22 protein-coding genes are annotated in these 21036 nt (G+C 76.2%); 8 read left to right on the forward strand and 14 right to left on the reverse strand.

Annotated elements, in window-relative coordinates:
• Nucleotides 1–13 precede the first annotated feature (13 nt).
• The 4 genes from NRO40_RS05530 to NRO40_RS05545 are packed head-to-tail and all read right to left on the reverse strand — an operon-like array spanning nt 14 to nt 3964.
• Nucleotides 14–787, reverse strand: coding sequence for a hypothetical protein (locus NRO40_RS05530; RefSeq protein ID WP_058943462.1), 774 nt, complete (start codon nt 785–787; stop codon nt 14–16).
• Complete coding sequence (locus NRO40_RS05535; RefSeq protein WP_058943463.1) at nt 784–2073, reverse strand: glycosyltransferase family 4 protein; 1290 nt, start codon at nt 2071–2073, stop codon at nt 784–786. Before NRO40_RS05535 ends, NRO40_RS05530 begins: the two co-directional genes overlap by 4 nt.
• Before the next feature lie 57 nt (nt 2074–2130).
• Nucleotides 2131–3438, reverse strand: coding sequence for an ABC transporter substrate-binding protein (locus NRO40_RS05540; protein WP_058943464.1), 1308 nt, complete (start codon nt 3436–3438; stop codon nt 2131–2133).
• On the reverse strand, nt 3416–3964 hold the full coding sequence (locus tag NRO40_RS05545; protein ID WP_198549399.1) for a hypothetical protein: 549 nt from the start codon (nt 3962–3964) through the stop codon (nt 3416–3418). Before NRO40_RS05545 ends, NRO40_RS05540 begins: the two co-directional genes overlap by 23 nt.
• Nucleotides 3965–4060: 96 nt before the next feature.
• On the opposite strand from NRO40_RS05545, the gene NRO40_RS05550 reads away from it, so the two are divergent.
• The 3 genes from NRO40_RS05550 to NRO40_RS05560 are packed head-to-tail and all read left to right on the forward strand — an operon-like array spanning nt 4061 to nt 8063.
• Nucleotides 4061–4558, forward strand: coding sequence for a hypothetical protein (locus tag NRO40_RS05550; RefSeq protein WP_058943466.1), 498 nt, complete (start codon nt 4061–4063; stop codon nt 4556–4558).
• Complete coding sequence (locus NRO40_RS05555; protein WP_058943486.1) at nt 4555–7389, forward strand: ABC transporter permease subunit; 2835 nt, start codon at nt 4555–4557, stop codon at nt 7387–7389. The genes NRO40_RS05550 and NRO40_RS05555 overlap by 4 nt, the downstream gene beginning before the upstream one ends.
• On the forward strand, nt 7386–8063 hold the full coding sequence (locus NRO40_RS05560; RefSeq protein ID WP_058943467.1) for an ATP-binding cassette domain-containing protein: 678 nt from the start codon (nt 7386–7388) through the stop codon (nt 8061–8063). Before NRO40_RS05555 ends, NRO40_RS05560 begins: the two co-directional genes overlap by 4 nt.
• Here NRO40_RS05560 and NRO40_RS30510 read toward each other — a convergent pair.
• Nucleotides 8011–8958, reverse strand: coding sequence for a LysM peptidoglycan-binding domain-containing protein (locus NRO40_RS30510; protein ID WP_306674855.1), 948 nt, complete (start codon nt 8956–8958; stop codon nt 8011–8013). The genes NRO40_RS05560 and NRO40_RS30510 overlap by 53 nt on opposite strands.
• A 272-nt stretch (nt 8959–9230) precedes the next feature.
• Between NRO40_RS30510 and NRO40_RS05570 the strand changes: the two genes are divergently transcribed.
• Both NRO40_RS05570 and NRO40_RS05575 read left to right on the forward strand, forming a co-directional pair.
• A complete protein-coding gene (locus tag NRO40_RS05570; protein ID WP_058943468.1) occupies nt 9231–10025 on the forward strand; it encodes a hypothetical protein in 795 nt (264 codons plus the stop codon).
• 83 nt (nt 10026–10108) lie between these two features.
• Entirely contained in the window at nt 10109–10516 is a 408-nt protein-coding gene (locus NRO40_RS05575; RefSeq protein WP_157901900.1) for a hypothetical protein, read from the forward strand.
• A gap of 64 nt (nt 10517–10580) precedes the next feature.
• On the opposite strand, the gene der is transcribed toward NRO40_RS05575, so the two are convergent.
• The 4 genes from der to NRO40_RS05595 form a co-directional block, all read right to left on the reverse strand.
• On the reverse strand, nt 10581–12029 hold the full coding sequence (der, locus tag NRO40_RS05580; protein WP_058943470.1) for a ribosome biogenesis GTPase Der: 1449 nt from the start codon (nt 12027–12029) through the stop codon (nt 10581–10583).
• A 61-nt stretch (nt 12030–12090) separates the two neighbouring features.
• Complete coding sequence (locus tag NRO40_RS05585) at nt 12091–12789, reverse strand: lysophospholipid acyltransferase family protein (RefSeq protein ID WP_058943471.1); 699 nt, start codon at nt 12787–12789, stop codon at nt 12091–12093.
• Nucleotides 12744–13430 (reverse strand): (d)CMP kinase, encoded by a 687-nt coding sequence (gene cmk / locus NRO40_RS05590; protein ID WP_058943487.1) that lies wholly within the window; start codon nt 13428–13430, stop codon nt 12744–12746. Before cmk ends, NRO40_RS05585 begins: the two co-directional genes overlap by 46 nt.
• A gap of 214 nt (nt 13431–13644) precedes the next feature.
• The gene (locus NRO40_RS05595; protein WP_058943472.1) at nt 13645–14730 is read right to left on the reverse strand and encodes a prephenate dehydrogenase; all 1086 of its coding nucleotides are present in this window, start codon (nt 14728–14730) and stop codon (nt 13645–13647) included.
• A 214-nt stretch (nt 14731–14944) separates the two neighbouring features.
• Between NRO40_RS05595 and NRO40_RS05600 the strand changes: the two genes are divergently transcribed.
• The 3 genes from NRO40_RS05600 to NRO40_RS05610 all read left to right on the forward strand — a co-directional run bounded on the left by NRO40_RS05600 (nt 14945) and on the right by NRO40_RS05610 (nt 16556).
• Nucleotides 14945–15280 (forward strand): DUF952 domain-containing protein, encoded by a 336-nt coding sequence (locus NRO40_RS05600; RefSeq protein ID WP_058943473.1) that lies wholly within the window; start codon nt 14945–14947, stop codon nt 15278–15280.
• Between the two features lie 181 nt (nt 15281–15461).
• Entirely contained in the window at nt 15462–15755 is a 294-nt protein-coding gene (locus tag NRO40_RS05605) for a Rieske (2Fe-2S) protein (protein WP_058943474.1), read from the forward strand.
• 36 nt (nt 15756–15791) lie between these two features.
• The gene (locus tag NRO40_RS05610; RefSeq protein ID WP_058943488.1) at nt 15792–16556 is read left to right on the forward strand and encodes a nucleotidyltransferase domain-containing protein; all 765 of its coding nucleotides are present in this window, start codon (nt 15792–15794) and stop codon (nt 16554–16556) included.
• Here NRO40_RS05610 and NRO40_RS05615 read toward each other — a convergent pair.
• The 5 genes from NRO40_RS05615 to scpB all read right to left on the reverse strand — a co-directional run bounded on the left by NRO40_RS05615 (nt 16476) and on the right by scpB (nt 21006).
• Nucleotides 16476–17246 (reverse strand): nucleotidyltransferase domain-containing protein, encoded by a 771-nt coding sequence (locus NRO40_RS05615; protein ID WP_058943475.1) that lies wholly within the window; start codon nt 17244–17246, stop codon nt 16476–16478. The two genes, NRO40_RS05610 and NRO40_RS05615, sit on opposite strands and share 81 nt — an antisense overlap.
• Nucleotides 17247–17249: 3 nt before the next feature.
• Nucleotides 17250–18272: an ADP-ribosylglycohydrolase family protein gene (locus tag NRO40_RS05620; RefSeq protein ID WP_058943476.1), complete on the reverse strand. Its 1023-nt coding sequence runs from the start codon at nt 18270–18272 to the stop codon at nt 17250–17252.
• Nucleotides 18269–19042, reverse strand: a complete 774-nt coding sequence (locus tag NRO40_RS05625; RefSeq protein ID WP_058943477.1) for an NUDIX hydrolase — start codon at nt 19040–19042, stop codon at nt 18269–18271. The genes NRO40_RS05620 and NRO40_RS05625 overlap by 4 nt, the downstream gene beginning before the upstream one ends.
• Before the next feature lie 210 nt (nt 19043–19252).
• The gene (locus tag NRO40_RS05630; RefSeq protein ID WP_058943478.1) at nt 19253–20437 is read right to left on the reverse strand and encodes a pseudouridine synthase; all 1185 of its coding nucleotides are present in this window, start codon (nt 20435–20437) and stop codon (nt 19253–19255) included.
• Nucleotides 20437–21006 carry an SMC-Scp complex subunit ScpB gene (gene scpB, locus NRO40_RS05635; protein WP_232791160.1) on the reverse strand — a complete coding sequence of 190 codons (570 nt, stop codon included), beginning with the start codon at nt 21004–21006 and terminating at the stop codon, nt 20437–20439. Before scpB ends, NRO40_RS05630 begins: the two co-directional genes overlap by 1 nt.
• Nucleotides 21007–21036 lie beyond the last annotated feature (30 nt).

Genomic DNA, 21036 nt, shown 5'->3' on the forward strand with positions numbered 1-21036 from the left:
GGGGCCGCCGGGCCTACGGGGTGACGCGTACGCAGAGCTCGTTCTCGCCGGTGTAGCAGGGCGCGGCCCGGTAGCCCTCGCCCCGGTGCTCCGGGTAGACGAAGACGTTCCTGCGGTCCCACACGTCGTCGAGGACGCGGGCGATCCGCACCGCGTCGGCGCCGGCGGCGGGCCGCAGCCACAGCCGCCACATCCGCCGGCCCTCCAGGGGCGGCAGGGCGAGCGGCGCGTAGGGAAGGGTGAAGGCGAACGTGCCCTTCCCGCCCTCGGCCGGCACCTCGTGGACCTGGTCGTCGGAGCGCGCCTCGGCCGTCGCGCCGGCGCCGAACCCGACGCCGTACAGCACGCCCGTCACCGTGCAGCCGGCGTCGCCGAAGGTGATGTCCCCGGCCTCGGCGTGCCTGGGGCGCAGCCAGGCGCGTACGCCGAGGCGGCCCTCGGGCGTGGGGAAGGGGACGCGCGGGGCGACCGGTCCCGACGGCTCCGGCCTGCGGTCGACGAGGGCGCGCACGTCGCGGACGCCCGGCTCCACGGGCCGGTCGCCGAGGAGGACGTCCCAGCGGCCCTCGGCGAGGTCGAGCCCGGGAGGCAGGACGGCCCGCGACCGGCCGTCACCGGCCGGAGTGAGCGGCAGCCGGACCTCGTCGGCGGCGCCGGGGCCGGTGCGGCGGAGCACCAGGTCGGACGCGGCCGGGTCGTGGCCCGTGGTGTGGAAGGTGAGGCCGCCCGCCGGGTCCGCGACACAGTCGGCGCGCGGCGCCCGGGGCGCGGTCGTGGATCCGGTCATGCGCGCTTCCCCTTCCGGAGTACGTCGGCGGCCTGGTAACGGACGGTGAACGCGGTGTCGAGCACGGCGCCGCGGGCCCGGTGGAGCGCGTCCCGGGCGCGGCCGCGGCCGGCGGAGCCGGAGCCGGGCCCGCGGGCGACCAGCTCGGTGAAGATCGCCTCGTGCCGCTCGGCGATCCGCGCGGGGTCGAAGCGGCGGGACGCGGCGAGGGCCGCCTGCCCGGCGCGGCGGCGCAGGTCGTCGTCCTGGATGAGGCCGAGCAGCGCGTCGGCGACCGCGCCGGCGTCACCGACGGGGACGAGCCGCCCGTCGACGCCGTCCTCGATGATCTCGCCGGGACCGTGGGGGCAGTCGGTGGAGACCACCGGCAGACCGCACCGCATGGCCTCGACGATGGTCATGCCGAAGGACTCCAGGCGGGAGGTGACGGCCGCGACGGACCCCTTCACCCACTCCGGTTCCAACGGGTTGGCCGGGCCCATCAGGAAGACGTGGTTGTGCAGCCCGTGCCGTTCGATCAGGGCGCGCAGGGCGGTGCGCTCGTTGCCGGTGGCGTCGCCGGAGCCGTAGATCCGCAGCCGCCAGTCGGGGCGGGCGGCGACGACCTTCGCGAACGCCTCGACCAGCAGGTCGTACCGCTTGACCTGGGTGAGCCGGCCGGCGGCGACCACCCACTTGGCGGTGGAGTCGGCCGGGGGGACGCTCGGGGCGGGGACGCTGTTGGGGACGGCGTCGATGCGGACCCCGGGCAGCTTGAGCCGGGTGCGGTACGAGCGGGCGTCCGCCTCGGTGACCGTGGTGATCGCGTCGAGCAGCGGGTAGCGGAAGCCGATCTCGCGGCGCAGCCGGTAGCCGTGGCTGTCGAGGGTCAGGTGCTCCTGGCCGACCCGGACCGGGCCGCGTCGGGTCTGGCGGGCGATGTGCATGTTGAGGCCGGGGCGGGTGCCGACGACGACGTCCGCCCCGACCGTCCGCAGGTGCGCGGCGATGCGGGCGTCGGTGAGGCGGCTGTACTGCTTCCAGCGGCCGTCGCCGCGCGGGAAGACCCGGGCGGGCCGGGTGTGGTCGGGGTGGTCGCCGTCATAACCGGGGCTGCCCTTGCGCAGGTCGACCAGGTGCTTCATGGTCACGCCGGCGGGGGCGCCGAGGGTCGGCTCGTCGCGGTGGCGGAAGACGGAGACGATCTCCACGTCGTGCCGGGCGGCGAGGGCCTCCGCGAGGTTGAAGGTCGTGCGGATGGTGCCGCCGATCCCGTAGGCGTTGTGGAGCAGGAAGGAGATGTGCATCGCGCCGCCGGGTCCCCCAGGTCGATAGGTCGTCGTCGAGTGGACTGTACTCGGCCGTCACGGCGGGTAGCCAAGCTGGGGGACGGTGGCGCAGGTGCGGTCCATGTCGCCCTGGGTGACCCAGCCCCGGCCGTCCCGCCAGCGGGCCACGGACAGGCACGTGCGGCGGGTGCGCGGCGGCGAGGCGAGGCGTTCGAACCGCACGGGCAGGAGCAGCCCCCGCGCGGTGTACGGCTCGGGGCGGGTGAGGAACCGTTCGACGCAGGCGCGGGTGAGGGCGCCGGAGCGGAGGCAGGAGCGGGCGGCGTCGGTGAACCACATGGCGGCCGCCCAGCCCTCCAGCTGCCACTGGGAGCGGGTGCCGGTGCCCCTCATGTGGGTGGCCATGGCGGTGCGGAACTCCCGTACGGCCGGGTGGGACGGGTCGTCGTGGTTGCGGCTGGAGCCGGTCGCCCACAGGGCGTTGCGGCAGCGCGGGGAGCGGCGGTGGTCCTCGGCGACCTCGGAGGTCCAGTTCTGGACGTTGGTGACCTTGACCGCGGGGACGGCGCCGACGGCTTCCATGGCCTCGCACAGGCGGGCGTTGCCATGGCGGTCGAGCGCGTCGAGGACGAGGTCGACGCGCTGGGCGCGCAGGTCGGCGGCGACGGCGCGGAAGTTGGGCAGGGCGAAGTCGACCTGCCCGGGGACGACGCGGTACCCCTCGGCGCGCAGCCCCCGCGTGAGGAGGCGGGCGTAGGCGGCGGAGGCGGGCTGGTTGTAGGAGACGACGGCGGCGGTGCGCGCGCCGTGGGCGCGCTTGAAGTAGCGGTAGACCTCGGTGCCGCCGTACAGGACGCCGTCCCAGCCGGGCCGGTCGCCGGTGCGGGGGGCCGAGCTGCCGTAGATGCCGTACAGGTGGGGGTGGGTGTCGTAGGCGGGCCCGATGGGCTGGCCGCCGATGTCGGGCACGCCGGCGGCGGAGACCCGCGCGGCGCCGGCGTAGTCGAGGGCGGTGGTGGCGACGAGGGCGAACACCTTCCGCTCGTCGAGCAGCCGGGTGACGCACGTGTGGTTGCCGACGCCGCTTCCGCCGTCGTCGCAGGTGACGGCCTCGACCCGGCGGCCGTCGAGGCCGCCGCGGGCGTTGAGGGCGGCGAAGTAGGCCAGGGCGCCGTCGCGCGGCCCGGTGAACGCGTCCCCGCCGACGGGGCTGGTCGCGCTGGCGATGACGCCCACGCGGATCGGTGGCGCGCCCGGCGGGGCCGCCGTCGGCCGGGGGGCGGCGTCGCGGTCCGGCAGGCGGCTGCCGCAGGCGGCGCTCAGCGTGAGGACCGCCGCGAGCGCCGCCCGGAGGACGAGGTCAGCAGCCCGGGACGGCCGCATTGCCGCTGATCTTGACCAGCGCGCAGAGGGTGGAGCGGGAGACCTTCCAGATGCCGTCCTGGTAGACGGCGGTGCCCTTGGAGTCGGTGAGGGCGGGACTCGTGCCCACGACGAGGTCGTAGGTGACGTTCGCCTGGGTCGCCGACGCGAAGTCGACCTCCTTGACCTTCGCGGCGGCCTTGGCGGCGTTCGCGTCCTTGCCGAAGGCGCTGAGGACGGGGCGCATCTGCTCACCGTTCTCCAGGAGCCGGACCTTCTCGTCGGTGGGGGTCTCGGGGTCGAAGAACGCCGTCCAGTTCTTCTCGACCTCCTTCCTGGCGGCCGCCTCGTCGGCGGGCGCGTCGGTGGCGCCCGTGGGCGACCCGGTGGGGTCGGGCGCGGTGGTCTGGATCGCCGGGGACTGCGCCGCGTCGCTGGCGTCCTCGCTCCCGCCGCACGCCGTGGCCAGGGGGACGAGCGTGAGGACGGCGGCGGCCGCCAGCGCTGTGGAGCGGGCGCGGAGCCCGCCGGGGGTCGCGTGGACCATCTGGGTCACCACCGGGGTCTGTTCCTTCGCGGAAAAGGGCGTTCACCGCATAGTGCAAGGAATCACCATGTGTCGCCATCGGAGTGGAGCGAAGGGGTGCGGATGCCGCGACTGCCGGAGTGGCGACCGCTGCGGTGGGGCGGTCCCGCCGCGCTCGCCGCGGGCGCCGTGCTGTGCGTGCTGGGCTGGTACGGCGTGTCGGGCGAGCGGTCCGCGGAGCGGCAGCTCCCCTACCTGGCGTCCGGCACGGTCCCCGGGGCGGCGCTCCTCGTGGTCGGCGCGGTGTGGATCGCCGCGGCGGCCCGTACCCCGGCCGCCCCTGGCCCCGCCGCCCGGGAACCGGACGCCGGGGGCGGGGAGGGCGGCGGTGCCGTCCGCCCGTCGTCCGACGCGCCCCCCGTGCGGGTCCCGCGCGGCACGCTGGCCCACCGTCCGGACTGCCCGTTGGTGGCGGGCAGGCCCGAGGCGGTCCCCGTGGGGGGCGCCCGGCTGCGGCCCTGCCCGGTGTGCGAACCGGACCCGCGGGACGGCGACCGGCCGCCCGGCGACGCGTCGGCGGGCGGGGCGGCGGCCCCCGGGGCCGGGTCGCCGTGAACACGTTGACGTACGAGCTCCTCCTCGCCGGGCTGGCGGTCGGCGGCGCGGCGGCCCTCTCGGGCGTGGGGCTGGTCGTCACGCACCGCGCGACCGGCGTGCTGAACCTCGCCCACGGGGCGGTCGCGATGGTCTGCGCCTACGTGCTGCGCCAGTTGACGGTCGAGTGGGGATGGCCGCTCGGCCCGGCCGCCTGCCTCACCCTGCTCGTCGTCGCGCCCGGCATCGGGCTGCTGCTCGACCGGGCGGTGTTCCGTCCGGTGGCGTCGGGGGGCGGTGAGGACCCGGCACGCGCGCTGGTGGCGTCGATCGGCGTGTTCGTCCTCCTCGTGGGCGGCGCCGCGCTCGTGTGGGGCGGTGGCGCGCGGGCGGACGTACCGGTGCTGCTGGGTGACGTCCCGTGGGCGTGGCCCGCGGTGGCCGTGGCGGTGGCGTGCGCGGTGGGCGCGGCGACCCGCTGGACGCGGCCGGGGCGGGAGTTGCGGGCGGTGGTGGACGACCGGGAGCTGGCGTCGCTGGGTGGGATCGCCGCCGACCGGGTGGCGGCGGCGGGCTGGGCGTTCGGCTCGTTCACGGCGGGCCTCACGGGGGTGCTGCTCGCTCCGTACGTGCGGCTCGACCCGTACGGGCTGCCGCTGCTCGTGCTGGAGGTCGTCGCGGTCGCCGTCGCGGCCCGCATGCGCAGCCTGCCGGTGGCCGTGGCGGTGGCCCTCGCGGTGGGCGTGGCGCAGGCGCAGCTGACGCGGCTGCACCCGGAAGGCTGGGCGGGGCCGTTGGTGGGGGCGGTGGCCGCGAACCTGTTCGCGGTGGCGCTGCTGGTCGCGGCGCTGGTGGTGCCCGCGGTGGGCCCGGACGGATCGGACGCGCCGGGACGCGGACCGAGGGGCTACGGCCCGGTCGGGTACGGAGGGGCGGGACGCGGACCGACCGGGTACGGGCCGCGCGGGCACGGGCCGGTGGGGTACGGCCCCGGGCCGCGCGGTGCGGCGGGCACACGGGTGCCGCCCGCGGTGTGGCCGGTCGTGGCGGTGCTGTTCCTGCTGCCGCTCGGCCTCGCCGGGCCGGACCTGCGGACGGCGGTCCAGGTGCCGGCCCTCGCGGTCGCCTTGCTGTCGCTGGTCGTGGTGACGGGCCGGGCCGGGCAGATCTCCCTCGGGCAGGCGGCGTACGCGGGCCTCGGCGCGCTCTTCACGGCCTGGCTGGCGGCGGGCCGGCTGCCCGGCCTGCCCCGCCTGCCCGAAGCGGCCGCGCTGGCCGTGGCGGTGCTGCTGGTCGCCCCGCTGGGGCTGCTGGTCGGCCGGCCCGCGATCCGGCGGCGCGGGCCCGCCCTCGCCCTCGTGACGCTGGCGGTGGGCGTCGTGGTGAGCCGGTTCGTCCTGGCGCAGCCGTACGCGACGGCGGGCCTGGTCGTCGAGCGCCCGGCCGGTTTCCTGACGGACCGCCGCTTCTACGTCCTGGAGCTGCTCGTCCTGGCGGGGGCGCTGGCCGCCGTCGGGGCGCTGCGCCGGGGCCGTACGGGACGGGCCCTGGCGGCGCTGCGCGACCACGAACCGGGCGCGGCCGCGGCGGGCGTACCGGTGCCCGGGCTCAAGCTGCTCGCGTTCGTGGCGGGCGCGGCGCTGGCGGCGCTGGGCGGGGGGTTGCTCGGCATGGGGGCGCGCGCCTTCGACGCGGCGGCGTTCGACCCGGTGCGGGCGCTGCTGTGGTTCGCCGTCGTGATGGTGCTGGGCGCCGACAGCCTGCTGGCGCCCCTGGTGGGCGCGGCGCTGCTGGTGGGCCTGGACGCGGGCGCGCGGGGTGGCGCGGCGGCCGCCCTCGTCGGCCTGCTGGCCGCCTTCGCGGGGCGGGTACCGCCACTGGCGTCCCTGCTGCCGGTCCGCGCCCGCAGGCCGGCACGGGCCCCGGCCGGCCGGAGCGCGACAGACGGCCCGGCCCCGGCCCCGGCACCCGGCCCGACCCCCACGGCCACCCCGGGCCGGGCCGACGGCGCGGGTCCGGAACACGGCTCGGCTCGTGTCCCGCAGCGCATTCCGGCCCCGTCGGACGCCCCGCCCCCGCCGGACGCCCGGGCCGGGACGGGCGGTCCTCCTCCGGCGCGCCGGCCGACCCCCGTCCGGGGCCGCGCCCCGTGGCGGCGCGTCCCTCCCCCCGGGCCGCCCGTGGCGGGCCCGTCCGGCACGGCGCCCCGGCTGCGCGCGCACGGGCTCACCGTGCGGTACGCCGGGGCGACGGCGCTCGACGGGGTCGACCTCGCGCCGGCCCCCGGCCGGGTCACGGCGCTCGTGGGTCCCAACGGCGCCGGGAAGAGCACCCTGTTCCACTGCCTCGCCGGGACCGTGCGGCCCGCCGCCGGGCGCGTCACACTCGACGGCACCGACATCACCCGCCGCCCCGCGCACGCCCGCACCCGTCTGGGGATCGCCCGGACGTTCCAGGAACCGGCCGTCTTCCCCACCCTGACCGTCGAGGAGAACGTCCTGCTCGGCGCCGAGCAGGGCCGGGTGCGCGACGCCCCGCACACCGCCGCCGAACAGGCGCTGCGGCTGCTGGACCTGGACGGTCCGGTCAGACACCGGCCCGCCGCCGGACTGCCGACGGGCACCCTGCGCCGGGTCGAGTTGGGCCGGGCGCTCGCGGGCCGGCCGCACACACTGCTGCTCGACGAGCCCACCGCGGGTCTGGACGACGCCGAGACCGCCACGCTCGCCCGTATCGTCGCGGCCCTCGCCGCCGACGGCACGGCCGTCCTCGTCGTCGCACACGACCCGGACCTGGTGGCCGGCATCGCGCACACCGTCCATGTGCTGGAGGCCGGGAGGATCGTGGCGTGAGCGTCGAGATGGAGCTGCGCGGCGTCCGCGTCCGCTACGGGCCCCTGGAGGCGCTGCACGGCGTCGACCTGCCCGTGCCGGCCGGGACCGCCACCGTACTGCTAGGCCGCAACGGCTCGGGCCGCAGCACCGTACTGCGCGCGCTCGCCGGCACCGTCCGCCCGGCGTCCGGCCGGGTGCTGTGGCGCGGCGAGGACGTGACGCGCGTACCGGCCCACCGGCGGGCGCGCCGCGGGCTGTGCTTCGTGCCGGACCTGCGCGCCGTGCACGCGACCCTCACCGTCGCCGAGAACCTCCGCCTCGCCGCGGACGGCGGGGACCTCACCGCCGCCCTCGACGCCTACCCGGAGCTGGGGCCGCTGCTCGCCCGGCGGGCCGGCTCCCTCTCGGGCGGCGAGCGGCGGATGCTCGCCGTGTCGCGGGCGCTGTCCCGGCCCGCGCGCGTCGTCCTCGTCGACGAGCCCGCCCTCGGCATGTCCCCGGCGGTGGCGGCGCGCACGTACGCCCTGCTGGGGAGGGTGTGCGCGGGTGGCGCGGCGCTCGTCACGGCCGAGCAGCGGCTCCCCGACGGCCTGCCGCCCGGCACGCTCGTCCACGGACTGCGACGGGGCGCCGTCGTGTTCAGCGGGGAGGCGGCGGAGTGGCCACCGGAGTCGACGCCGGGGCCGTGGTAGGGGCCGACGCCGGGGCCGCGGACGGGACCGGGCTCGCGGACGGGGACGGGGCCGCCGTAGGGGTCGGGGCCGGCACAGGCGCCGGAGCAGGAGCCGGCGACGGCGTCGAGGGGGGCGGGGACGCCGCCGCGCCCTCCGGGAGGCGCAGCATCGCCCCGGGTCTGATCAGGTCGGGGTCGTCGCCCACGACGTCCCGGTTCACCGCGTACACCGCCCGCCACCCGCCCTCGACGCGGAAGAGCCGCGCGACCGCGCTGAGCGTGTCGCCCGGCCGTACGGTGTGGGCGCGGCCGGACAGCCCGTACCGCGCGGAGCACTCGGGCCAGGCGCGCCAGCCCTGCCGGCGCAGCACCTCCTGCGCGACGGCCACCTGCTGCGCGCGCCCGGCCAGGTCGGCGCGGGGCGCGTACGCCGTCCCGCCGTACGCCTCCCAGGTCGACTGGCGGAACTGCAGCCCGCCGTAGTAGCCGTTGCCGGTGTTCACGTCCCAGCGCCCGCCGCTCTCGCAGAGCGCGACGCACCCCCAGGGCCAGTCGCCGGGGCAGTCGGCGGGCGTGCCCTTCCCGACGGGCGGGTGGCCATGAGCGTGGCCCTGCTCGGACCCGGGGGCGGGCGACCCCGGGGCGGGCGGCCTCGGGGCGGGCGACCCCCCGGTGGTCGGCGGGTCGTCCGCGTCACCGGCCACCGCGCCGGGCCGGGCCGCGCCGGACGCCGGTGCCGGGGCGAAGCCGAGGAGGAGGGCGGCGAACCCCAGGAGGAGGCCGACGAGGACGGGGGCGGTGGGGGCGGAGCGGGCGGCGGCCGGGGCGCGCGGTGGGACGGCGGCAGCGGACCCCGCCGGCTGCGACGGCCTCGGCATCGGCATCGGCATCGGCATCGGCATCGGCATCGGCATCGGGCCACGCTAGGCGCCCCGTCCCGCCCCGGCCGCGTGCCGCACGGCGTGCTCCGCCGCCGCGCCGCACGGCCACCCGGTCGGCCCACCGGCCGGTCCACCCGGTCGGCGGACACGCGGCGAAGGACGCGCCGCCGCCGTCGAAACGGCCGCGCCCGCCGATTCGGTCGCCGCGCGCGCGTGACCCCGGCCGTGACTCACCCGTTGAACCCGTCATGGATGTGCCGGGACCCACCCGGCACCACAGTACGAACGAGTCCGAGGAGCCCCCCGTGCCGCGCATGCTCGACGTCAGCGAGGACGTACGCGCCGAGATCGGTGACGAAGAAGCCGACCGGCTGCTCGCCGGCGAGAACGCCCCGGGCAGCTACGACTGCACCTCCTGCCGCACCCCGGGCGATTCCGAGCAGGAGCACACCAGCACCGTGCTGTTCGTCGGTGAGGAGACCGCGGTCCTCGCCTTCGCCCACGCCACCTGCATCCCCTCCCAGGTCGTCCGGGTCGCCGAGGAGCAGCTCCAGGGGGCGGTCCGGTCGATCACCGCCGACGAGCGGCCCGCCCCGGTGCCGGCGCAGCTGCCGGGTGGCGCCCGGCAGGCCGTGCTCGGTGTGACGAGCGGCCTGGTCCTGATCGACGGCGACCTGCACCCGGCGCTCGTCGTGGAGCCGACGCAGCCCATCGCCCGCCCCGGCTCCGCCGGCACGACGGACGAGTTCCTGCCGCTCCTCATCGAGCAGGGCTTCCACCCGGTGGCCGACCTGCACCGGAAGCCCTCCGTCCTCGGCGGCTGGTCCGTGCTGCTCGCCATGGGCCAGCTGCACGCCATCCTCCAGCCCGGCACGGGCGGCGGCCAGCAGGTCGCCTGGTGGCAGGCGCACCAGGCGCTCCAGGTCACCGAGGGGTGGCGGGCCGCGGCGAACAAGTCGCACACGGTGCTGGTCTTCGCCGCCCCGGCGGGCTCCATCGGCCAGCAGCCCCGCGAGGACCTGCTGCGCGACGCGCTGGAGAAGGCCGCCGCCGACGGCCGCCTGGTCGCCGCCGCCATGCCGCTGGCCGGCACCTCCTGATGGGCTCCCGGCGCCCCGCCATACGGCCCGCGATTTCGCCGCACGGGCCGCATCCGACGGACGGCGGGTTCGTTGGCACCTACGTGCAGCACTCATACGAGCCGTCCCGCCCGTCGTACCACCACATCCCCGCCATGCGCCCCGCGCAGGACGCGGAGTCGGGCTACTCGACCACGCCGATCTACGACGCGCTGTACTCCGAGTACCGCCGGTCGTTCCGGGCGCTCCCCGGTGACCGCAGCGGGGAGGAGGACCTCGGGTTCAAGGGGTTCGGCGCGCTCGCCGCGGCGCAGTCGGCCGCCGCGCAGTCGGCCGCGTCGCACGGCTCGGGTTCCCCCGGCGCGGGGCAGGTCACCGGGGCCCACTCCGCCGGTGCGCAGGGCTACGGCCAGGGCCACCAGGCGCCGTCGTACGGCGGGTACGCGGCCCCTCGCCCCTACGGGGGCCCCGCGCAGGCGGCACTGCCGCCGGCGCCCCGCAGAGGGCTGTGAGACGGCGGCGGGGCCGGGGTGACGTGATCGTCACCCCGGCCCCGCCGCCGTCATCGCGCCCGCGTCACTTCTTCCGGCCGCGCTTCTCGCGCACCCGCACCGACATGTGGATCGGGGTGCCCTCGAAGCCGAACTCCTCGCGCAGCCGCCGCTCCACGAACCGGCGGTAGCCGTGCTCCAGGAAGCCGGAGGCGAACAGCACGAACCGGGGCGGCTTGGTGCCCGCCTGCGTGCCGAAGAGGATGCGGGGCTGCTTGCCGCCGCGGATCGGGTGCGGGTGGGCAGCGACCAGCTCGCCGAGGAAGGCGTTCAGCCGCCCGGTCGGCACACGGGTCTCCCAGCCGGCGAGCGCGGTCTCGATCGCCGGGACCAGCTTCTCCATGTGGCGGCCGGTGAGGGCGGAGACGTTGACGCGCGGCGCCCAGGAGACCTGCTGCATCTCCGTCTCGATCTCGCGCTCCAGGTAGTAGCGGCGCTCCTCGTCGAGCTCGTCCCACTTGTTGTAGGCGATGACGAGCGCGCGGCCCGCCTCGACGGCCATGGTGATGATCCGCTGGTCCTGGACCGAGATGGACTCGGTGGTGTCGATGAGGACGACGGCCACCTCCGCCTTCTCGACGGCGGCGGCGGTGCGCAGCGAGGCGTAGTAGTCCGCGCCCTCCTGGAGGTGGACCTTCTTGCGGATGCCCGCCGTGTCGACGAACTTCCAGGTGGTGCCGCCCAGTTCGATCAGCTCGTCGACCGGGTCGCGGGTGGTGCCCGCGAGCTCGTTGACGACGACGCGGTCCTCGCCGGCGACCTTGTTGAGGAGGGAGGACTTGCCGACGTTCGGGCGGCCGATGAGCGCGATGCGGCGCGGGCCGCCGACGGGCGTGCCGAAGGTCTGCTCCGGGGCCTCGGGCAGGGCCTTGAGCACCTCGTCGAGGAGGTCGCCGGTGCCGCGGCCGTGGAGGGCGGAGACCGGGTACGGCTCGCCCAGGCCCAGCGACCAGAGCATGGCGGCGTCGGCCTCGGCGGACGGGCCGTCGACCTTGTTCGCGGCGAGGACGACGGGCTTGCCGGCGCGGCGCAGCAGCCTGACGACGGCCTCGTCGGTGTCGGTGGCGCCGACGGTGGCGTCCACGACGAAGACGACCGCGTCGGCGGCCTCGATGGCGTACTCGGCCTGCGCGGCGACGGAGGCGTCGATGCCGAGGACGTCCTGCTCCCAACCGCCGGTGTCGACCACCTTGAAGCGGCGGCCGGCCCACTCCGCCTCGTACGTGACGCGGTCCCGGGTGACGCCGGGCTTGTCCTCGACGACGGCCTCACGGCGGCCGATGATGCGGTTCACGAGGGTCGACTTGCCGACGTTCGGCCGGCCGACGACGGCGAGGACGGGCAGCGGTCCGTGCCCGGCCTCCTCGATCGCGCCCTCGACCTCCTCGATGTCGAAGCCCTCGTCGGCGGCGAGCTCCATGAACTCCGCGTACTCGGCGTCGCCAAGTGCCCCGTGGTCGTGCTGGTCGTTCATGAAGTCCGTTCCTCGTGCGTTCGTGGTGGTCGGTGAGGGGAGGCGGTGGGCCTCCGGCTCACTACTCGAGTGTCGCTCGGCGCCCGGTGAGGCGCCTGGCGTTTTCCAGGTGGGCGGTGAGCCGCTCCTGGATGCGTACGGTGGCCTCGTCCAGGGCCCGGCGGGTGCGGCGTCCGCTGCCGTCGCCGGCCTCGAAGGGGTCGCCGAAGACGACGTCGACGCGGCCGCGCAGCGGGGGCAGCCCCTTCACCAACCGTCCCCGCCGCTCGCTGCTTCCCAGGACGGCGACCGGGACGATCGGCGCTCCGGAGCGTACGGCGAAGTAGGCGAGGCCGGCGCGCAGCGAGGCGAAGTCCCCCTCGCCGCGGGTGCCCTCCGGGAAGATGCCGAGGACGCCGCCGGCGGCCAGGACGTCCAGGGCGCCGGTGATGGCGGTGCGGTCGGCGGACGAGCGGTCCACCTTCAGCTGCCCGATGCGCTCCAGGAACGGGCCGAGCGGCCCGACGAACGCCTCCTGCTTGATCAGGAAGTGGACGGGCCGGGGGGCGGTGCCCATGAGCATGGGGCCGTCGAGGGCATGGGCGTGGTTGACGGCGAGGATGACGGGGCCCGCGGCCGGTACGCGCCAGGCGCCCAGTACGCGGGGGTTCCACAGCCCGTACATCAGGCCGATGCCGATGCCCCGCCCGACGGCGGCGCCCTTGGCCGACGGGGTCACTGGACGCCCGCCCTCCGCTCGTCCACGAGGGTGACGACGCACTCGACGACCTGCTGGAGCGTCAGGTCCGTGGTGTCCACCTCGACGGCGTCGTCGGCCTTGGCGAGGGGAGAGGTCTTGCGGCTGGAGTCGGCGGCGTCCCGCCTGACGAGCGCCTCCCGGGTGGCGGCGACGTCCGCGCCCTTCAGCTCGCCGGCCCGGCGGGCCGCGCGGGCCTCCGCGGACGCGGTGAGGAAGATCTTCAGATCGGCGTCGGGGAGGACGGTGGTGCCGATGTCGCGGCCCTCGACGACGATGCCGAGGGGGGCGGAGGCCGCGATGGACCGCTGGAGCTCGGTGATCCGGGAGCGCACCTCGGGGACGGCGCTGACGGCGCTGACGGCGGAGGTGACCTCCTGGGTGCGGATCGGGCCGGAGGCGTCCACGCCGTCGACGGTGATCGTCGGGTGCGACGGGTCCGTACCGGAGAGGATGACCGGCTTGCCGGAGGCGTCGGCCACGGCGGCGGCGTCGTCCACGTCGATCCCGTTGGAGAGCATCCACCAGGTGATCGCCCGGTACTGGGCGCCGGTGTCCAGGTAGCTGAGGCCGAGCTTGGCCGCGACGGCCTTCGAGGTGCTCGACTTGCCCGTGCCGGAGGGGCCGTCGATGGCGACGATCACGGATTCCACGGTGTCGGACACCTTCCTGGGTGCGGGGAGCGGGGCCGGCCGGTTGCCGAGGGCCCGCCACAAGGTTACCGACTGTCCCCGCCACTCCTCGCACCCGCTGCCGGCCGCCCCCGCGGCGACCCGGCGGCGGCCTCGCGGCGCCCCGCCGCACGGCCCGCGCGAGCCGTGCGGCGGTTGCGGCGGCCCGGGGACGCCGGGGCCGCCGCGGGTCCGTCCCCGTGCGGCGCTACTGGCGCAGGGCCCAGCCGCGCTCCCGCAGGGCCGCTGCGAGGGGCGGCGCGGCGGCCGGGGCGACCATCAGCTGCACCACGCCCGCCTGCTGCCCGGTGGCGTGCTCGATGCGGACGTCCTCGACGTTGACGCCGGCCTTGCCGGCGTCGGCGAAGATGCGGGCCAGCTCGCCGGGCTGGTCGCTGATGAGGACGGCCACCGTCTCGTACGCGGCCGGGGCCGTGCCGTGCTTGCCGGGGACGCGGCCGCGGCCGGTGTTGCCCCGGCGCAGGACGTCCTCGACGCCGGTGACGCCCTTGCGGCGCTCGTCGCCGTCCGGGGACTGCAGGGCGCGCAGCGCGCGGACGGCCCCGTCCAGGTCGGCGGCGAGCGCCGCGAGGACGTCGGCGACGGGGCCGGGGTTCGCCGAGAGGATGTCGACCCACATGCGCGGGTCGGACCCCGCGATGCGGGTGACGTCACGGATGCCCTGCCCGCAGAGGCGCACGGCCGTCTCCTCGGCCTCCTCCAGGCGGGCGGCGACCATCGAGGAGACCAGCTGCGGCGTGTGCGACACCAGGGCGACGGCCCGGTCGTGGGCGTCGGCGTCCATCACGACGGGGACGGCCCGGCAGAGCGCGACCAGCTCCAGGGCGAGGTTGAGCACCTCGGTGTCGGTGTCCCGGGTGGGGGTGAGGACCCAGGGGCGGCCCTCGAAGAGGTCGCCACTGCCGGCCAGCGGACCGGACTGCTCCTTGCCGGACATCGGGTGCGTCCCGATGTAGGCGGACAGGTCGGCGCCGAGGGCCTCCAGCTCGCGCAGCGGGCCGCCCTTGACGCTGGCCACGTCGAGGTAGCCGCGGGCCGTGCCGGCGCGCATGGCGTCGGCGAGCGTGCCCGCCACGCGGGCCGGCGGCACGGCCACCACGGCGAGGTCGACGGGGCCCTCGGGCGGGGCGTCCGTACCCGCGCCGCGGGCGGCCGCGGTACGGGCCCGGGACGGGTCGTGGTCGACGAGGTGGACGGTCACGCCCCGGTCGGTGAGGGCGAGGGCGACCGAGGTGCCGATCAGCCCGGTTCCGATGACGACTGCGGTTCTCACTGGGCGGTGTCCTTGTGACGGAGGGTGACGGAGGGTGGCGGCGGGACGGAGGTGGGCGACGGCGGCGGGGGCAGGGCCGCCGGGGGTACGGCGGCGCCGGGTGGGGCCGCGCGGGTACGGCTGTGGGAGGGACGGTCGCGTGGACGGCTGCGCGTTCAGCCTAGTCAAGGTCGTCCGGTGCCGCCGGGCCCCGCCGAGGGGCGAGACTGTCCGCATGATCTTCCACGTCGTGCCCCTGGCGGAGTGGGCCGCCGACCCCGGCCTGCCGTACCGCCCCGCGTCCCTGGCCCGGGAGGGCTTCGTGCACTGCTCCGCCGACGCCGCCGGGGCGCTGGCCGTGGCCGGCGCGCACTACCGGGACGTGCCGGGCACGCTGCTGGCGCTGGTCGTCGACGAGGAGCTGCTGACGGCCGAGGTCCGCTGGGAGGAGTCGGGGACGGATGTGTTCCCGCACGTGTACGGCCCGCTGGAGCGGTCGGCCGTCACGGCGGTCCTGGAGGTGCGGCGGGGCACGGACGGCGAGGCGCGGGAACTCGTTCCCCGGGCGTAGGGGCGTCGGCTCCCGGTTCCCGTGCGGTACGTCCCAGGATGTCCGCACGCACCCCTCTCCTCCTGAGCCGTCGCGCGCCTCCGCGCCCCGCCGCCGCGCCGTCCTCACCGGCCCGCTCACCGCGGCGGCGACCGCCGCCCTCGCGTCGGCGCGCGGCGACGACGGCGGGCCGGCCGGGAAGGTGGTCGCCTCGACCGCCGACGTCCCGGTCGGTGGGGGCACGGTCGTCGCGGCCGGGAAGGTCGTGGTGACGCAGCCGGTCGAGGGCGAGTTCCGGGTCCTCTCCGCGGTCTGCGCCCACCAGGGCCGCACGGTCGGGTCCGTGGCCGACGGGCCGATCGTCCGCCCGTGCCACGCCGACCGGTTCCGCGTCACCGACGGGTCCGTCGCCGCCGGCCCGGCGACGGACGCCGCTGCCGGCCCGCCGGATCACCGTGGCCGGGGGCGACGTCCGGCTGGGCTGACCACGAGCTAGGCGGACCCCGGGCGGGGACCCCGTAGGGTCATGGCCATGTCTGGGCAGCCCGTCACACCGGAAGAACTGGTACGCGACCACACCGTCTACTCCTGCGTCATGGGGTCGCGGGCCTTCGGCCTGGCCACCGCGGGGAGCGACACGGACCGCCGAGGCGTGTTCGTGGCGCCCACGCCGCTCCAGTGGTGCCTGGACAAGCCGCCCACGCACGTCGACGGCCCGGCGCCGGAGCAGTTCAGCTGGGAGCTGGAGCGGTTCTGCGAGCTCGCCCTGCGCAGCAATCCCAACGTCCTGGAGTGCCTGCACTCGCCCCTGGTCGAGTACGTCGACGACACGGGCCGGGAGCTGCTGTCGCTGCGCGACGCCTTCCTGTCCCGGCGGGCGTACGACAGCTTCGCCCGGTACGCGCTGGCCCAGCGCCGCAAGATCGACGCGGACGTCCGGCAGCACGGCGCGCCCCGCTGGAAGCACGCCATGCACCTGCTGCGGCTGCTCGGCAGCTGCCGCGACCTGCTGCGCACCGGTCAGCTCGTCGTGGACGCCGGGGACCTGCGCGAACGGCTTCTCGCGGTGAAGCGCGGCGAGGTCCCCTGGCCCGAGGTGGAGTCGTGGATGACCCGCCTCGGGAGCGAGGCGGACGCCGCGCTCCCGTCGTCACCGCTCCCGCCCGAGCCGGACCGGGCCCGGATCGAGGACTTCCTCTACCGGGTGCGGCTGCGCTCAGCCCTGCGGGCCGTGGAGGCGCGCCCGTACGACGAGGGCGTGCAGCGCGTCGTGGGCACCGGACGGGGAGTCCGGTAGCCGCGACGCCCGCTGCGCGGCGTCGAGGGCGCCGTGGAGCACCTCGACGTCCTCGGCGAGGCGGGCCGGGTCGACACCGGTAGCCGGCCCGTGCTCGGCCTCCGCCTTGGCGGCGATCAGCTCCGGCAGGTAGGCGGGGGCCTCCCCCACCGTGTCGAGGAGCGTGGGCAGGTGCGCCACGACCTCGCCGGACCGCATGAGGTGGATGCCGGTGAGCAGGGTGCGGAAGGTGTACAGCAGCGGTTTGAGTTCGGCGTTCTTCTCGAACAGCCGCCACTGGGTGCAGGCGAAGCCCCGGTAGTGATGGGCGTGGTGGGTGGTGACCACGTCCGGCGCGAGGGCGGCGAGTTCGGCGTGCAGCGCGGTGGTGTGCACCACCAGCGGCGACAGGAGCTGTTCGAGCACGTAGCCGTTGCGGCGCAGCATCAGCCGGACGAACTTGCGCAGGTCGTGCGTGACGAGGTCCATCTCCACGCCGTCCCGGTCCCAGGTCTCGGAGCGGGTCTCCTCCGGCTCGCGCAGCCCTATCAGCGCGTCCACCGGCAGCAGGTGCACGCCGCGCAGGTCCACGTCCGAGTCACGGGAGGGGAATCCGTAGAGGTGGGCGCCGGAGACGGTGGCGAAGAGCAGCGGGTCGGGCTGCTCGGCCACGACGGGGGCCAGGTCGGGGAGTTGCAGGAGATCGGTCATGGCCTAAGCGTCCCAGAGAGTGCCCAGGGTCAGCAGTTCACTTCCGTGCTCGATCCGGTCCGCCCACTCCCGCGGCCACGCCCCGGCGCCCAGGTGCGCGCCGGCGAAGGCGCCCGCCAGGCAGGCGAGCGAGTCGGAGTCACCCCGGGTGCAGGCGGCGCGGCGCAGGGCGGTGAGCGGCTCCTGGGGGAAGAGCAGGAAGCACAGCAGGGCGGTGGTGAGCGCCTCCTCGGCGATCCAGCCGTCGCCGGTGAGCAGACAGGGGTCGGTCTCGGGATTGGCGTCGCGCAGGGCCGTGTCGAGCCGGGTGAGGGCGGCGAGGCACTCGTCCCAGCCGCGTTCGGCGTACGCCTGCGGCGTCCGGTCCCCGGATTTGGTCCACAGGTCGCCGAGCCACCGGTGGTGGTAGCGGGAGCGGTTGTCGTACGCGTACGAGCGCAGCCGTCCGACGAGCCCGAGCGGTTCGGCGCCGCGGGACAGCAGGTGCACGGCGTGCGCGGTGAGGTCGGCGGCGGCGAGCGCGGTGGGGTGGCCGTGGGTGAGGGCGGCCTGGAGCTGGGCGGCGCCGGCGCGCTGCTCCTCGCCGATCCCCGGGACGAGGCCGATCGGGGCGACGCGCATGTTGGCGCCGCAGCCCTTGGAGTCGATCCGGCTCGCCTCCTGCCAGGGCCGGTCGGCGTCGAGCAGCTCGCAGGCGACGAGGCAGGTGCGGCCGGGGGCGCGGTCGTTGTCCGGCGCGTGGTACCAGGTGACGAACTCCTCGCGCAGCGGACCGGTCAGCGTCTGCGGGGCGAGCGCGCCCCGGTCGAGGGCCGTGCGGACGGCGCGGGCCACGGCGAGGGTCATCTGCGTGTCGTCGGTGACGAACGCGGGCACCGGCAGGGCCATCTCCCGCCAGGGACCGCACTTCGCGAGGATCGCGGGGACGTCATCGAACTCGGTCGGGAAGCCCAGCGCGTCGCCGAGCGCGAGCCCGACGAGGGAGCCGGTGGCGGCCTGCTTGGTGAGGGTCCTCGGGGTGGTCATCCGGTCCGTCCTTCCGGTCGCAGCAGTGGCGGGTGGAGCACGGTGGCCGGCCCCGCCCGGTAGAGGGCGGCCGGCTTCCCCCGTCCGCCGGTGAGGCGCGGCGGCCCGTCCACGGCCCGGACGAAGCCGGGGGTGGCGAGGACCTTGCGCCGGAAGTTGGGGCGGTCGAGCGTGACGCCCCAGACCGTCTCGTACACCTGCCGCAACTCGCCGAGGGTGAACTCGGGCGGGCAGAAGGCGGTGGCGAGACAGGTGTACTCCAGCTTGGCGCCCACGCGTCGGTGGGCGTCGGCGAGGATCGTGTCGTGGTCGAAGGCGAGCGCGGCCGGCGGGCGGTCCACCGGGCCGGGGGCCGGGGAGGGCCCGTGCGCGCCGTGGGGCAGCCACTGGGCGTGCGCGGCGTCGCCGCCGCCGCGCGGCTCGGGCAGATCGGGGACGAGGGCGGTGTACGCGACGGAGACGACCCGCATCCGGGGGTCGCGGTCGGGGTCGCTGTAGGTGGCCAGCTGTTCCAGGTGGAGGCCGGCGGCGGTGGCGTCGGACAGCCCGGTCTCCTCGGCGAGTTCGCGTCGGGCGGCCTGCTCGGCGGACTCGTGGGGCAGGACGAAGCCGCCGGGAAGGGCCCAGCGACCGGCGTGGGGTTCCTGCCCGCGCCGGACGAGCAGGACGTGGAGCCGTCCGTCCCGGACGGTGAAGACGGCGAGGTCGACGGTGACGGCGAACGGCGCGAAGGCGCGCGGGTCGTATCCCTCAGGTTGCTGGACCTGCATCTCCGCTCCGGACGGGGTGGGTGCGCGGGTGGGCGCTCTGCCGACCCTCGGGGAGCGGTGACCACCCCCCTTAAGAGTCACCTTGACTATAAAGCGTGGGGCATGCGGACCACAAGCGCCGCGCGCCGGGAACGCGGAAGCCCGCGGCCGGGGGCCGCGGGCTTCGACTGCGTGGTGGACCGCAGGGTCAGGTGGCTCGGCGCCACCGGATCAGAGGCCGACCTCCTTCATGAGCATGCCGACCTCGGTGTTGGTCAGACGGCGCAGCCACCCCGACTTCTGGTCCCCGAGCTGGATCGGGCCGAACGCGGTCCGCACCAGCTTCTCGACCGGGAAGCCCGCCTCGGCGAGCATGCGGCGCACGATGTGCTTGCGGCCCTCGTGCAGCACCACCTCGACCAGGTAGTTCTTGCCGGTCTGCTCGACGACCCGGAAGTGGTCGGCGCGGGCGTAGCCGTCCTCCAGCTGGATGCCGTCCTTGAGCCGCTTGCCCACGTCGCGCGGGAGGGGGCCGGTGATGGCGGCCAGGTACGTCTTCTTCACGCCGTACTTGGGGTGCGTGAGGCGGTGGGCCAGCTCACCGTGGTTGGTGAGCAGGATGATGCCCTCGGTCTCGGTGTCGAGCCGCCCGACGTGGAAGAGGCGCGTCTCGCGATTGGTGACGTAGTCGCCGAGACACTGCCGGCCGTCGGGGTCCTCCATCGTGGAGACGACACCGGCGGGCTTGTTCAGCGCGAAGAACAGGTACGACTGGGTGGCGACCGTGAGGCCGTCGACCTTGATCTCGTCCTTCTCCGGGTCGACGCGCGTGCCCTGCTCGATGACGATCTTGCCGTTGACCTCGACGCGGCCGGCGTCGATCAGCTCCTCGCAGGCCCGCCGCGAACCCACGCCGGCGCGGGCGAGCACCTTCTGCAGGCGCTCCCCCTCCTCGTCGCCGAACGTCTTGGGCGTCTTGATCTGGGGCTTGTTCGCGTACCGCTCGCGGTTGCGCTCCTCGATCCGCGCGTCGAGCTCGCGCGGGCGGGCCGGTACGGTGCGGCCGCCACCGCGCTGCGGCGACTGGCGCGGGCCGCCCTTGGCGCCGCCCCGGGCCGCCGCGCCGCGCCCGCGCTTGGGACCGGCCTCGCCGGGGGCGCCCACGTCGTAGGTCCGCTCCTCGGGGCGGGGGCGGCGGGGGTTGCTCGCGCCCTTGCTCCGGTCGTCGCGGCCGCCACCGGCACCCCGGTAGCCGCCACCGCCGCCACTGCCGCCGCGGCCACCGCCACCGGGACGGCCACCGCCGCCACCGCCGCCGGTGGCGCCACGGCCGCCGCTGCTGCCGCGGCCGCCGCTGTTGCCACCACGGCTCCCGCCGTTGTTTCCGCTGCTGTTCCTGCCGCTGCTGCTTCGCATCAAAGTTCCGTCTTGTCGTCTGCGTGCTCGGAGTCCGGTGCGTCCGGATCGAACGACGGGACCCCCTCCTGCGTCTCCGCCTCGATCGCGTCCGCCTCGGGGAGGAAGGGCGCGAGCTCGGGGAGCTCGTCCAGGCCGCGCAGGCCCATCCGCTCCAGGAAGTGGTTCGTCGTCCTGTACAGGATCGCACCTGTTTCGGGTTCCGTGCCCGCCTCCTCGACCAGGCCCCGCTGGAGGAGGGTCCGCATCACGCCGTCGCAGTTCACCCCGCGCACCGCCGAGACCCTCGACCGGCTCACCGGCTGGCGGTACGCGACCACCGCCAGGGTCTCCAGCGCGGCCTGGGTGAGCCGGGCCTGCTGCCCGTCCAGGACGAAGCCCTCGACGGCCTCCGCGTACTCGGGCCGGGTGTAGTACCGCCACCCCCCGGCGACGAGCCGCAGCTCGAAGCCCCGCCGCTGGACGTCGTACTCGTCGGCCAGCTCCCGCAGCGCGTCGGCGACCTCGCGGCGCGGGCGGTCCAGCACCTTCGCGAGGTGTTCCTCGGTCGCGGGCTCGTCCACGACCATGAGGACGGCCTCCAGGGCCGGCTTGAGCTC

The sequence above is a fragment of the Streptomyces changanensis genome (genome assembly GCF_024600715.1).
GTDB classification, from domain to species: domain Bacteria; phylum Actinomycetota; class Actinomycetes; order Streptomycetales; family Streptomycetaceae; genus Streptomyces; species Streptomyces changanensis.